General features: G+C 47.6%; 11 protein-coding genes. 4 read left to right on the forward strand and 7 right to left on the reverse strand.

The features are described from left to right. Positions 1 to 145 precede the first annotated feature (145 nt). The 3 genes from MCG46_RS11385 to MCG46_RS11395 all read right to left on the reverse strand — a co-directional run bounded on the left by MCG46_RS11385 (position 146) and on the right by MCG46_RS11395 (position 2922). A complete protein-coding gene (locus tag MCG46_RS11385) occupies positions 146 to 1099 on the reverse strand; it encodes an NAD-dependent epimerase/dehydratase family protein (protein WP_240280113.1) in 954 nt (317 codons plus the stop codon). Between the two features lie 111 nt (positions 1100 to 1210). Then, positions 1211 to 2254 carry a HAMP domain-containing sensor histidine kinase gene (locus MCG46_RS11390; protein WP_240280114.1) on the reverse strand — a complete coding sequence of 348 codons (1044 nt, stop codon included), beginning with the start codon at positions 2252 to 2254 and terminating at the stop codon, positions 1211 to 1213. Continuing rightward, a complete protein-coding gene (locus MCG46_RS11395; RefSeq protein ID WP_240280115.1) occupies positions 2251 to 2922 on the reverse strand; it encodes a response regulator transcription factor in 672 nt (223 codons plus the stop codon). The genes MCG46_RS11390 and MCG46_RS11395 overlap by 4 nt, the downstream gene beginning before the upstream one ends. Before the next feature lie 191 nt (positions 2923 to 3113). Between MCG46_RS11395 and MCG46_RS11400 the strand changes: the two genes are divergently transcribed. From MCG46_RS11400 to MCG46_RS11410, 3 genes are read left to right on the forward strand one after another with little or no spacing between them, the layout of a single operon-like run. Beyond that, positions 3114 to 4775: an efflux RND transporter periplasmic adaptor subunit gene (locus tag MCG46_RS11400; RefSeq protein ID WP_240281451.1), complete on the forward strand. Its 1662-nt coding sequence runs from the start codon at positions 3114 to 3116 to the stop codon at positions 4773 to 4775. After that, the gene (locus MCG46_RS11405) at positions 4772 to 5545 is read left to right on the forward strand and encodes an ABC transporter ATP-binding protein (protein WP_430622665.1); all 774 of its coding nucleotides are present in this window, start codon (positions 4772 to 4774) and stop codon (positions 5543 to 5545) included. The genes MCG46_RS11400 and MCG46_RS11405 overlap by 4 nt, the downstream gene beginning before the upstream one ends. Then, positions 5538 to 6734, forward strand: coding sequence for an ABC transporter permease (locus MCG46_RS11410; RefSeq protein WP_240280116.1), 1197 nt, complete (start codon positions 5538 to 5540; stop codon positions 6732 to 6734). Before MCG46_RS11405 ends, MCG46_RS11410 begins: the two co-directional genes overlap by 8 nt. A gap of 149 nt (positions 6735 to 6883) precedes the next feature. On the opposite strand, the gene parC is transcribed toward MCG46_RS11410, so the two are convergent. Together parC and parE are read right to left on the reverse strand one after the other, a co-directional pair. Next, a complete protein-coding gene (gene parC / locus MCG46_RS11415) occupies positions 6884 to 9427 on the reverse strand; it encodes a DNA topoisomerase IV subunit A (protein ID WP_240280117.1) in 2544 nt (847 codons plus the stop codon). After that, a complete protein-coding gene (gene parE, locus MCG46_RS11420) occupies positions 9424 to 11346 on the reverse strand; it encodes a DNA topoisomerase IV subunit B (protein ID WP_240280118.1) in 1923 nt (640 codons plus the stop codon). The genes parC and parE overlap by 4 nt, the downstream gene beginning before the upstream one ends. A gap of 196 nt (positions 11347 to 11542) precedes the next feature. Here parE and plsY point away from each other — a divergent pair, with 196 nt between their 5' ends. Continuing rightward, positions 11543 to 12148, forward strand: a complete 606-nt coding sequence (plsY, locus tag MCG46_RS11425; protein WP_240280119.1) for a glycerol-3-phosphate 1-O-acyltransferase PlsY — start codon at positions 11543 to 11545, stop codon at positions 12146 to 12148. A gap of 53 nt (positions 12149 to 12201) precedes the next feature. Here the strand turns inward: plsY and MCG46_RS11430 are convergent, their stop codons facing one another. Next, complete coding sequence (locus tag MCG46_RS11430; protein ID WP_240280120.1) at positions 12202 to 13287, reverse strand: Rpn family recombination-promoting nuclease/putative transposase; 1086 nt, start codon at positions 13285 to 13287, stop codon at positions 12202 to 12204. 248 nt (positions 13288 to 13535) lie between these two features. Then, positions 13536 to 14111: a hypothetical protein gene (locus tag MCG46_RS11435; RefSeq protein ID WP_240280121.1), complete on the reverse strand. Its 576-nt coding sequence runs from the start codon at positions 14109 to 14111 to the stop codon at positions 13536 to 13538. Positions 14112 to 14114 lie beyond the last annotated feature (3 nt).

Here is a 14114-nt window from a genome sequence, read left to right on the forward strand (position 1 = left end):
CTCCTTTAGATTACAATTGTAATACAGTTATATATTACAATTGTAATCTAGTTTTGTCAAGCTTTCCTGCAGCATAAAAACAGCGGAGATATCCGCTGCTTTTGTGTATGATCTTCGCGCCCACTGCACTTATTCAGTTTAACTGTTATTTTACTCCCAGCTCGCTTAGAATCTGTTTCTCATTCGCTGTCAGTTTCGGCTTGAACTGAATTTCATTCCGATTTTCACAATACCATTGATAAGCCTTGGCCAATCCGGTTTCAAACGGCGTATCGGTATCGAAAATTTCATGAATCCGGCGGACATCTAAAACATTGTCATAATCCCGAAATGGGAAATAATCTTTGGCCTGCCATTGATCGCCATGGACCGGGATGATCCGGGCCGATCTGCCGCAGACCCGCGCACAGCATTCAATCCATTCACTGAAAGCGACACCCTGGCGATCACCGACATTATAAATATGCACACCGGGTTCTGACCGCTCCAGCAAGCCCGTAATGATCTTCGCCAAATCCCCGGTATAGCAGAATTGAATGCGATTGTCTGAGGCAGGAATCAAAATTGGCTGGTTTTGTGTCAAATGATGAAAGATAAAGCTTTCCCGCTGAACATAATTGTATTCACCATACATATACGGCGGACGCAGAATCGTCAAAGCGGTTCCCCGCTTCGTGCAGCTGCTGATCAATGCCGCTTCCGCAGCAATTTTGTCCGTACCGTATTGTCCCCAATATGGATTTTCCCCCAGCGGTTCTGTTTCCGCGATCGGCAACGCACACCGATCCACATCGTAAACCGCGCTGGAACTGATGAAAACCCAATGTGGAACCGGACAATCCAGGCTGCCGCAGACAATTTCAATCTGCTTTTGATCCAACCCCGATACATCAATAACAGCCTCAAAGGTTTTGCCCTGCAGCGTTTGCTTCATCGCCGCCGCATCATCCCGATCACAGATCAGCTGAGTGACGGGTTCACCTGTCCATGGTCGGCTGCCGCGGTTTAACAGGGTTACTGCCCAGCCTTCCTTTAAGCATTGTTCTGTAATTCGTCTGCCGATAAAATAACTGCCTCCCAAGATCAATACATTCCGCATATTCTTTCTCCTTTGCCGCCTTTATTCTATCATTGATGCCGGCTTTTTCCAATCCTCGACAGCAGACCGCTTACTCCATCACGCCCTTCCAACTCCTTTGGCAAATCCAGCTTACGCCTGTTGCTGCGGCAGGATTACAGAAAAGACAGTCAGGCCGTTTTCAGAATGAACCTCAACCCGTCCATGATGCAGCGTCGTGATTTCCCGTACCAATGCCAAGCCCAGTCCATTGCCTGCATCATGATGGGATTGTTCACATTGATAAAACTTTTCAAAAATCCGGGCTTGATCCTCTGCGGCGATTTCCGGGCCCTGATTGGCAATCGAAACGATAAGCTCCATCTTCCTGATTGCCGCCTGAACTGAAATCACGGTGTTAGGATCGGCAAATTTTACCGCATTGCCCAACAGATTCTGCCATACCTCAAACAAGAGATCCTCATTGCCCGTACACATCAATTCCGGCAGCTGCATATCAAACTGCAGCTGTTTTTTCTCCCATTGCATTTCGTACAGCAGCACTGCCTGTCTTATCTGTTCATCCAGACGAAAATGAGCCACTTCCAACGGCAGTTCTTTATTTTCCAGCCGTGATAATTTCAGGATGTTGCTTGTCAGCGAGGTCAGACGGCGGGTATTGGCAATGATCTTCGCCACATATTCCTGCTGACGCTCCGGCGACAATGATTTATTTTGCAGCAATGCAGCATAGCCTTCAATCGCCGTCAGCGGCGTTTTGAATTCATGCGAAACATTGCGGGTGAAATCGCTGTGAATGATCTCCGTACTGGCCAGCTCACGCGTCATAATATTGAAGCTGCGTTCCATTTCTGCGATTTCCAGAATTCGGCTGTTCAGCTTGATTTTTACTGAAAAATCACCTTTAGCTACTTCCTGTGCAGCCTGACTTAACTGACGAACCGGCGCAAAAACGCGTTTCCCCAGGACCCTGGCCATGAAAGTACTGCTTAACACACAGATGATGGAAACAATCAGCAGAACAAGCCATGGTGAAGGTGTGATGCGCCATCCGCACAGAATCAATAAATTCAGCACGATCACCGCGGTGAAAAGGGAAAGGGTTACCGAGGTAAAGACGATCAGCGTAAACATGGCAACAAAGCCTAAGGGATAACGAAGCATGATGCGTTTCATTGAAGCACCGCCTTATACCCTAAGCCCCGGACGGTGACCAGTTCAAAATCAGAATTTCCGCGGAACCGCTCGCGCAGCCGGCCGATATGAACTTCAAGGGTATGCGCATCCACTTCCGTATCCACGCCCCAGATTTCATCAAGCAGCTGAATGCGGGTAAAGGTGCGTCCCGGCGTACTCAGCAGCTTAAATAATAAAGAGAACTCCTTCGGCGGCAGAATTTCTTCTCGACCGTTTACGGTCACGCTGTAGCTGTCAAACTTTAAAACGGTTGTCCCGACGGTCAAGATCCGCTCATGGGTCACCTGACTGCGCCGCAGCAAAGCCCGGACACGCCAGATCATCTCATTGACGTCTACTGGTTTTACCATATAATCATCGATTCCAGCCTGAAAACCTTCACGCTTGTAAAACGCGCCGTCTTTGGCCGTGATCATCAAGACCGGAAGCAGCGGATTGATCTGTCGGATCGCTTTGGTCAATTCATAGCCATCCATTCGCGGCATCATAATATCCGAAATCACCAAATCGATGTATTCCCGATCCATCAGTTCCAAGGCCTGTTCGCCATCCGCCGCGGAAAAGGATTGAAATCCATTCTCCTCAAGCACCGTGCAGAACAGCTCATTTAAATCCGGATCATCTTCCGCAACCAGAATATGAAACATCGGCCATTCACCTTCTTTTCCCAACGTTTTCGTCGTTTTTTATATTATACTGTGAAGCTCAACAAAACCTCAACAAATTTAAAGTTGGCGATGAGATTGGATGAGCTTTTATTGAGCTTCTTCCTCTATAATGACCTGCGTACCTGAAATTTTGGTTTCAGAAGAATCGGGAGGCAAGAAAATTGAAAACAATGAAACGATTATGGAAAAAGCATAAGCTGATGATGCTGGCCGGCGTCCTTATAGCAGCAGGTCTGGCCTGGATGCTGCTGCGGCCGGCGGATGCTGCGGCTGGCTATACCAAGGAAACTGTCAGCCGGCGGGATATCACCACCTACAACAGTTTTGTCGGCAATGTTCAGGCAGCGGATGAGGTGCAGGTCATCTCCAAGGTTTCCGCTCAGATCACCTCGCTCAGCACAGAGAAAGGCGCTGTTGTCAGAAAAGGCGATGTTCTGGTTCAGCTGGATGCTTCTGCCGTTCTGAACAACATCGCACTGAAGGAAGCTGCCCTGGGCAATTCACAGACGTCAAATACGTTCAGCATCAGCGATGCTCAACGCAATTATGATAATTATAAGCAAGCCCTGGACCGCGGTCTCAACAGCACGCTCAACAGTGCCGCAGCTCAAAAAGATACCGCTTACAATGCCCTGGAAAGTGCCAAAACTGCTTACGATACCGCCAAGGCTAACTTTGATCAGGGACTGGATTCCACGGCTTCCGCTTTGTACATTGCCCGTGATATCGCTCTAGCTGAGCGTGACAGTGCACAACAAGGTCTCAATGCAGCGGCGGAAAATACCGCCAGTGCGCAAGCTGCGCTCAATACAGCAACGGATCAGGTGCAGGCAATCCAAACGCAGATTGATGCGGCAAAGGCAGAGGATCCTATCGTCGATGTCACGACATTAGAAGGACAATTGAGCGCGGCTACCCAAGCCCAAACACAGGCTCAGTCAACCCTTGATGCGGCACAGGCGGCTCAAAATGAAGCCCAAACCGCTTTAACTCAGGCTCAAAACAATCTTGACCTCGCTCAGGCTCAGCTGGATCAGGCGCGCAGCGCCGTGCTGCAGCCGCTGCAGAAACAGATCGACAGTGCGCAGTCTGCTTATGATACAGCCTGCACCAGCTACGATACTGCCGATCTGCAGGTTCATCAGCAGCTGGACACCTACGCAGCCAATCTGGAAAAGGCCAAGGCCACAGCCAATACCAAAACCAGTCAGCTGGAGCTGCAGAATCTGCGTGATTCCCTGAGCGATTATACAATTGTTGCCCCTTGTGACGGCACCGTCACTGCCCTGAATGCCGCCGAGGGAGAAATGGCCGCCAGCGGCAAGGCAATGGCAACGCTGTCCAACCTGAACGCCATGGAGATCTCGATTAAAGTCGATGAATATTCCGTCATGAATACTGGAATCGGCAGCTCGGTGACCGTCTACGTCGATTCCATCGATCAAACGTATGAAGGAACGCTGTCTTGGGTTGCGGAGTCCGCGACGATAACCAACGGCGTGTCCTATTATGAAGCGACCGTCAGCTTTACTGCGGATGAACAGGTTAAAAGCGGCATGAGCGTGGAGGTTCGGCTGACTAATGTTGACCAGAAAAATGTTATCGCAGTTCCGGTAGAAGCTCTGAATTACCATGAGGACAACACGGCCTATGTTCTGATCGCCAACGGCCGCAAAGCTCCGCTTCAAAAAGAGGTTCAGGTTGGAGCCGCCGACGGCAGCTATGTCGAAATTCTTGAAGGTTTATCCGAAGGCGATCTTATTGTGTATTCTGCCGCCAGAGGTGAACTGATGATCGGGCCAGGCATGATCGGAGGCATTCGAGGTCAATGAAAAAACAAATGCTGAACTCCTCCGTTCAAGCTTCTGTCTCAAGCTATTCTGCCGCGTCCACCCAACCTGTGGAAGACCGGCGGGAAATTCTTACGATGCAAAATATTATAAAACAATATCCGATGGGTGATGAAGTGTCCACCGTTCTTAAAGGCGTCAATCTGACGGTCCATGAGGGGGAGTTTCTGGCCATTCTAGGTCCCTCGGGCAGCGGAAAATCGACATTGATGAACATCATCGGCTGTCTGGATACACCGACGGAGGGGGACTATACCCTTTCCGGCCGCCGCATTGCCGATCAGGATGAGAAAACGCTGGCCCATATCCGCAGCCGGGAAATCGGCTTTATCTTTCAGTCATTTTATTTTCTGCAAAAGCAGACGGCGCTGGAAAATGTAGAGCTGCCCTTAATCTATGCCGGATGGTCTCAGCGGGAACGGCAAGTCCGCGCCGCTGAAATGCTGGAGAAAGTAGGCTTGTCTGACAAGCAGCATCATTATCCAAATCAGATGTCAGGCGGTCAGCAGCAGCGAGTCGCGATTGCCCGTGCCATTTCTACTAATCCTACCATTTTATTAGCGGATGAACCCACCGGAGCCTTGGATCAAAAAACCGGGGCTCAGGTCATGCAGATCTTTCATGATCTGAATGAAGAAGGCCGGACGATCATCATGATCACCCATGACGCACACATTGCCAGTCACGCTAAACGGATCGTGCGGATTCTTGACGGCAATCTCTACGAAGGAGGCGGCAGCGAAGATGCTTAAGCTTTCAACCTTAAAACAAAGCATGAAAATGTCATTTCAAAATATTCTGGGCAATAAAATGCGCTCTTTTCTGACCATGTTAGGAATTATCATCGGCGTCACCGCCGTCATCTCGCTGATCACCATTGTTTCCAGCGTTACCGGCTATATGATGGATTCCTTTTCGAGTATGGGTGCAGGCTCGCTCACAGTCAGCGCCAACGGCACCGCCCTCAAGCAGGGGCTGTCAGAAAATGATCTCGCTGAAATTCAGGCTTTGAATAATGTTGCCGGCATTTCCCCGACCGTCAGTGTATCGACCCAGGTTGTTCAGGGTACAACGGTCAGCGATGAAGTGACAGTTTCCGGCAAAAATGAAAAGTATTTCATTCGTAACGATATCGTTACCCTCGGCCGGCCGCTGACAGCGGTGGATATGGAAAACAACATCACTGTGTGTCTGATTGATCAGGATTGTGCCGAAACCTTCTTTCTTGGCGAAAACCCGATTGGCCAGACACTGAAAATTGGCGGTGTCCAATATCAGGTCATTGGTTTATGTTCTAAAGATGACAGTTTAATGAGCAGTCTGGGCGGCAGCGGCGGCGATGGAACGATCTATATTCCATATAAAAATGCCCTGGCTTTAAATGGACGCAACAGCGTCACCAGTCTGGAAGTCTATGTCAGCGATACCACTCGCACCGACGCCTTAGTCAACGATTTGGAAACGCTGCTGGACAACACCTTCAACCATGCCGACAATGCCTATTCCGTTATGAATATGGACAGTCTGCTCGACATGATGAATACAATGCAGACGATGATGACCAGCCTGCTTGCCGGCATTGCTTCGATTGCTTTGCTGGTCGGCGGAATCGGAATTATGAATATGATGCTGGTCAGCGTGACAGAGCGAACGAAAGAAATCGGACTGCGCAAAGCGTTAGGTGCAGAACCGGGCATCATCCAGCTTCAGTTTCTGATGGAATCGATTATTCTTTCCGTGATGGGCGGTCTGATCGGCATTGTCTTGGGGGAAGCCATCTCTTACGGCGCAGCTGTCCTGCTTGGAACCGTCTTTGCGATTAATCTTTCTGCGATCGGCCTGGGTTTCGGCTTCTCTTTAGCTGTCGGTGTGATCTTCGGCTGGGCTCCTGCCCGCAACGCCAGTCGGCTGAACCCGATTGATGCCCTCCGCAGTGAATAAATTCTGTTGGCTCCACTACAAAAGTCCGATTCGGACTTTTTTCTTTTCTTCATAAAAAAAACAGGACGCAAACAAGGCCTCCTGAATATGATTTGTAACAAAAAGCGCTCACTTTTTATAAGCGGCGCTTTTTTGTCAGTTTCTGGGAATTATTCTTCTTCAAACAAACTCATCATTTCGACATCGGAATGAACCTTTTCATCTCCGTCTTCTTCATAGTCTTCAAACGGAATTTCATCTTCACCGACAGGATGATCGACGATCCGGACTTCCTCAATGCCTTTGACCAGACCCCAGTCCGGCTTCAATTCCAACGGTGTTGAAAAGGTTGCTTCCCGACTCATCATCGGCACGTCCTTCGCCTGCAGAATCTGGACCTGCGGATCCATCAGAATCAGGCTGTCATAAGGCTGAACGCATTGGCAGTAAGCGATATGATACGGATTGGTCTTCAGCCGCTTCACTACAATTTCCCCTTTGACCGGGCGGGCAGTGACGCTGACATCGCTCATTTTCACGCGTTTCATATTGCCTTTATCTGACAGTACCCACAAACTCTGACGTTCATCGCCATAGCTGCAGGCCGCGGCCAGACTGTCGTCTTTAGCTAAATTCAAGGCCTTGACCCCCTGCGACTTGGTTCCCGTTGAAGGCACAAGATCGGAAGAATAACGGCTGATCCAGCCGCTGCGGCTGATCATGATCAGATCTTCATGCGCATACACAACAAACGCCCGGATCATAGCGTCATCTTTTTTCAGATTCATCGCCGTCATCATCTTGTTGTTGCGCTGCACCTGCCATTGGCTGACTGGTGTTTTCTTCACCTGACCGCGCCGGCTGACCGTAACGATCCAAGCATAGCTGCTGAAATTTTTGACAAGAATCGCATTGATGATCTTATCATCCCCATCAATGCTGACATATTTATTCAGATGGGATCCAATGTCTTTCCACTTAGCTTCGTCAATCTGATAAACTGGCAAATACGCATAATTGCCCTTGCTTGTAAACAGCAGCAGCGTATCCAGGGTATCGACTTCCAACTGTCCGACTAGCAGATCGCCCTCTTTCAAACCGGTCATCGCATTGTCGCTGGCGCCATAGGAGCGCAGTGAGACCCGTTTGACATAACCATCGCGGGAAACCGTAACCATCACCCGCTCGTTGGGAATCATCGCGGTTTTGTCAATAACGATTTCCTCTACTTCTTCTTGAATCTCGCTGCGGCGCGGATCGGCATATTCCTTTTTGATCTCCTTCAGTTCCTTGATCAAAACGCTTTTCAGCACCGTTTCACTTTCCAGAATCGTCTTGAGCATTTCCATCTCATTGACCAGCTGCGCAAATTCCTCACGCAATGCGACGATATCGGTCGATGTCAACCGGTACAGCCGCAACGTGACGATGGCTTCCGCCTGGGTTTCACTGAACTGAAAGGAATCCATCAGGTTGCGCTTGGCATCACCTTTATCCTTGGACTGACGAATGACAGCGATCACCTCATCCATGATCGATACGGCCTTCATCAAGCCTTCCAGAATATGGCAGCGTTCCTCCATCTTGTTATAAAGATAACGGCTGCGGCGCAGTACGACTTCCTCGCGGTGAGCAATAAAGGCGTCGAGCATTCCGATTAAGCCCATCTGTACCGGACGCTTATTGACGATGGAAACCATATTGTAGCTGTAATAGATCTGCAAGTCAGTGTTCTTATAGAAATAATTCAGAATGATGTTGGGATCGACATCCTTTTTGACATCGATCACAATGCGCAGACCCGTGCGGTCTGTTTCATCCCGGATATCCATGATTCCCTCAATTTCCCGTGACAGCCGGATGTCATCCATTTTTCGAACCATGGAGGATTTAATGACTTCATACGGAATCTCGCGGATCACGATTTGATTGCAGGTCTTGCCGGATACGATTTCGGTTCGAGCACGGATGACAATCCGGCCTTTTCCGGTGGTAAAGGCATCGACAATGCCCTTTTTGCCCATCACAATGCCGCCGGTTGGAAAGTCCGGCCCCGGCATAATTTCCATCAGCTCCTCCAGCGTGCACTTCGGCCGCTGCATGCGCAGAATAGCCGCATCAATGACCTCGCTCAGATTATGCGGCGGAATGTTGGTCGCATAGCCGGCCGCAATTCCCGTCGCGCCATTGACCAACAAGACCGGAAACCGTGCCGGAAGCACCGTTGGTTCATTTTCCGTATCGTCAAAGTTCGGAGCGAACAGGACGGTATCCTTATCAATATCCTCAAGCAGCGTCCCGGCAATCTTCGCCAGCCGGGCTTCCGTATAACGCATCGCCGCCGCCGGATCATCATCGATCGATCCGTTGTTGCCGTGCATATCGATCAGCGGCATTCGGATTTTCCAGTCCTGCGACATCCGCACCATCGCATCATAAACCGACGTATCACCATGCGGATGATAGTTACCAATGACCAAACCTACGGTTTTCGCTGATTTGCGGTGCTGATGATCAAACGTATTGCCATCATGATACATCGCATACAAAATCCGCCGCTGAACCGGCTTGAGTCCGTCACGCGCATCCGGCAGCGCTCGTTCCTGAATAATATATTTTGAATAGCGGCCAAACCGCTCGCCCATGATTTCCTCTAAGGGAGAAATCACCAGACTGGGTTCTTTAGCCGGAGCTTTATTTTCTTTCTTCTTCATCCTTGATCCACCTTAAATGTATCTTCGAGAGTAAACGCGACATTTTGTTCAATCCAGGTACGGCGCAGATTGGCTTTATCGCCCATCAAAATCGAAACATTGCGTTCGGCCTGTACGGCATCCTCAATCGAAACCTGAATCAGCGTCCGCGTTTCCGGATCCATCGTCGTTTCCCATAACTGGGACGCATTCATTTCACCCAAACCTTTATACCGCTGAATTTCAACCTTGCCCCACTGCTGCTTGACTTCATCGAGTTCCTCATCGGTATACGCATAGCGCAGCTGTTTACCCTTTGTCACTTTATAAAGCGGCGGCAAAGCGATGTAAACCATGCCGTGCTCGATCAGCGGCCGCATATAACGGTAAAAGAACGTCAGCAGCAAAACCTGAATGTGCGCTCCGTCGGTGTCGGCATCGGTCATAATAATAATTTTTTTGTAGTTGCTGTCGGAGTAATCAAAACCGGAGCCGATGCCTGCCCCCAGGGCATGAACAATCGTATTCAGTTCCTCATTCTTTTCAATTTCCGACAACCCAGCTTTTTCAGTATTTAACACCTTGCCCCGCAGCGGCAGAATGGCCTGATACTTGGAATCCCGGCCTTGTTTGGCGGAACCGCCGGCCGAATCCCCTTCCACCAAAAACAATTCTTTGCGGCTGGCATCTTTGGACTGCGCCGGTGCCAGCTTGCCGGAAAGCACCTTTTCACTCTTGCCGGCCTTCTTGCCCTTGCGTGCTTCTTCCCGCGCTTTCCGGGCCGCTTCCCGAGCCTGTGAGGCTTTCTGCATCTTTTTGATCAGCATCGTGGACAGCTCTTTGTTTTCTTCCAGATAAAAGCTCAGCTTTTCACCGACAATGCTTTCCACCGCACTTTTGGCTTCCGCCGTGCCCAGCTTGCCCTTCGTCTGCCCTTCAAACTGAAGCAGATTCTCCGGTATGGAGACCGATACGATCGAAGTCAGCCCTTCCCGGACATCACTGCCTTCAAAGTTTTTATCCTTTTCCTTTAATAAACCCAGCTTGCGGGCGTAATCGTTAAACGCCTTGGTAAACGCTGTCCGAAAGCCCATTTCATGCGTTCCGCCATCCTTGGTACGGACAAGATTGACAAACGAAACCATACTTTCCTGATAATCGTCAGTATACTGGAAGGCGCATTGAACTTCAATATCATTGGCTGCCCCGGTAAAGACCACCGGATCATGCAGCACAGTACGGTCTTCGTGCAGATATTCCAAAAAGGCCTTTAAGCCGTCTTCATAATGGAATGTCTCAGTTTTGCCGACCCGTTCATCCTTGACAACCATGGTGATGTTCTTTAACAGGAAAGCATTTTCCCTGGCCCGTTCGCAGATCAGCCCGGCATTGAATTCAATCGTTGAAAAAATCCGTTTATCCGGCATGAATCGTATCTTACTTCCGGTCCGTGTACTTTTGCCCAGCTTTTCCAGCTTGCCAATCTTCTTGCCCCCGTCTTCAAAACGCATTGAAACCATCTGTCCATCCTGACAGACCGTGACCTCTACCCATTCACTGAGGGCGTTAACCACCGAGGCCCCGACCCCATGCAGGCCTCCGGACGTTTTATAACCGCCTTCAGAAGAGAACTTGCCGCCGGCATGCAGCACTGTAAAAATAACCTGAATCGTGGGAACACCGCTGGCGTGCATGCCGATCGGCATACCACGCCCCTCATCCTCAACGCAGACCGCGCCACATTTTTCCAGCGTGATCGTTATTTTTTTACCGAACCCGTTCAATGCTTCATCGATTGCATTATCGACAGTCTCCCAGACCAAATGATGCAGACCACGGGCATCCGTCGATCCGATATACATCCCCGGACGTTTTCTGACCGCTTCTAATCCTTCCAGAATCTGGATTGAATTTTCATCGTATTTCTGTGTTTTTGCCATTAACTATTACGATTAGAGAAGAAAAAAATCCTACTCTTTCTCCTTTCCGTTTCAGCTCGATTTTCCTGCTCTTAGCCTTTCCCCGCTTCCTTCATTCCAATCTGCCATAGATTAGATTATACACAAAAACGGCTTAAAATAAAAGTTTACGTGCTCTGTTTTTATGATAAAATAGGAGCGAAGGAGTGAAGAGGAAATGATTAAAATTCTTTTTGCGATGGTCCTGGGTTATCTTTTCGGATCAATCCCCTGGGCATTAGTCATCGGCAAAGTCTTCTATAAAACGGATGTTCGCAACTACGGTTCCGGAAATCTGGGCGGCACCAATGCCGGACGGGTGTTAGGAAAAAAAGCTGGCGTTACCGTAATTATTCTGGACGGCCTGAAAGCTTTCTTTGTTGTCTGGCTGTGCGTCTTGTTTGTTCCGGAAGCGGCGGTTTACGCTGGCATGTGCTGCTGCGCCGGGCATTGCTTCCCGATTTTCGCCAAGTTCAAGGGCGGTAAAGCGGTTGCGACAACCTTTGGTTATCTGTTGGCAGCTGGTTTATTTGTAACGCATGAACCAATTCAGATGTTTGTCATTCCATTTGTCATCTTTATGATTACTCTGAAAATCTGGAAAATGGTATCCCTGTCTTCCATCATCGGGATTGCCAGTGCGGCATTGATAACAACCCTAACTCAATCCAATTTCATGATTACAGCTTCAATTTGGATTCTCTGGGCCTTTGTCACTTACCGCCATAAAACCAATATTGAACGCATTCGCAGTCACGAAGAAAAGAAAATTTCATGGATGTAAAAAAACTCGTTATCATCAGCGAGTTTTTTTATACGTTTTTCATATTTCGGAATTCACCGTTCTCTTACCGTATTATGTCCTGTCAAAATTTCAACTGCGATTTCCTGATCAGAGTAATCAGGATATTTGTGTTTTATCTCTGAAATTCGCTGAATATAACCCTCCTCTTCCATCAGATCCTCTGCAATTTCTGCAATCGTTAATCCTTTTTCTAATTTTTTCAGAGTTAGCCTGATCAGTTTAAGAAGTGCGCCTTGCGCCAGGCCCTGCTCCATCCCTTGCTCTATCCCTTGCTCTATCCCTTGCTCTATCCCTTGTTTTAGTCCTTTTTTCAAACCTTTCTCTAATCCTCGCCGCAGTCCCTTTTCCATAGCCCGCTCTCTTGCGCGCCGAATCTCTCCGTTGCGTACCATTGCCCGATCTAACCGATCCGTTTCGTTCATGTATTCAATCATATCCATTGGAATTTCCTGCATTTTTTTCACCGCCTTTCTGCAGCCTTCATTCACTGACATGATCTGTTCAATCCACTTTTCCTTATCGGGGTCACCCGCAAATTTAAACACAATTCGCCAATGATCTAAAGCCGATAAGCGATCAAGTGGTTTTCGTAATAGACGTCCTGCCGTCCCTACCTCAATAATACTCACTTGAATATGTTTTGTCAAGCTCATTCCTGTCTTTTCCCCTACAAGATAGAAGAGTTCATCACTGATCTCCTCTTCCTTTTTTCCTTTAAGTAAAGAAAAATTCGTGACCATGATGACCCGTACCGGCTTTAACTCACGATAACCTTTTCCCTTTGTAGCCTGACTGGAAAGCAGCCGGGATAAGTAAAATACAATCCGAATTTCTTGATCTTCTAAATTTCCTTCTTGTTGAATTTCCAAATCAAAGTAAATTTCTTCATTGATAATTCCCCGAATATCATAACGGATTGCTTTAGAATCCGGATGCTCAACGCGTTCCTCGTTGGGAAAGAGTCTAACTTTTTTAAAGCTGGGATCAACTGCCATTAAAAAGCTAACAAGAATAGATGGATCTTCCAGATCATAAAATACATATTTAAAAACCCAATCCATCATTAACGAAATGCGTTTACGCTTGTTTTTCTTACGCTCAAGCAGATTTGTGGACATTGCTCCACCTCCTCTACTTTTAATATTGCGGTTTTTTCAAAAAAGCCCCGCTAATTTTTGGAAATTTTGAACAAAAAACGACATAAATCAAGAAATCAATGTAACTATTTTCATTTTATTCATTTATTCAATAAAAAATGAACGCCCTGTTGTTTAAACATCTTTTAAACAAATTTCTATCAATTACGGACAAAGAAATTTCCAGTCGTTTTAGACATGAGATGATAAACAACACGAAAAAGCAGAGCTCAATCCTCTGCCTTTTCGTGCCAATAATAATAAGAATCTGAATTATATTCTTCTAATTCATTAATCCTCATTTCTTCTAAAACAACATAAGCTTTTCTATCCTTTAAAATCAAATAAAAATCAACACTTTCGGATATAGGAGAATTTTTAGATAGCATTGTCGGCATAAACTCTCCCTTAGCGCTGTATATATTTTCAGAAAGTACAGTCAACGTTCCTTCATAAATCGATCGGTGCAGTTTAATATAAGCTTCATCATCTTGTTCGGTAATGATATCAAGATCAAGCCCAATTCCGCAGTCTGCTACCCAGCGTATATTCTTCGAAACCAAGTTAATGACGATATCCGTAGGATAAAACAAATACTTTTCTTTAATTTGATCTTTGATTGCCAATGTTTCCGGAATCAAGCCACCATAATCTCTTTCCGATGTGTCTTCCTCAATGTTTTGAGTTGGCGACGATTCAACCGTTACGGTTGGTGCTAAAGAAGATATATCTTCACTCTCTTTGGCCGAACATCCGCCTAATAAAAACAGAGTTAAACAAAGTATTAAAATTTTTTTCATTTTCATTTC

The sequence above is a fragment of the Holdemania massiliensis genome, assembly GCF_022440805.1.
GTDB lineage: Bacteria > Bacillota_I > Bacilli_A > Erysipelotrichales > Erysipelotrichaceae > Holdemania > Holdemania massiliensis_A.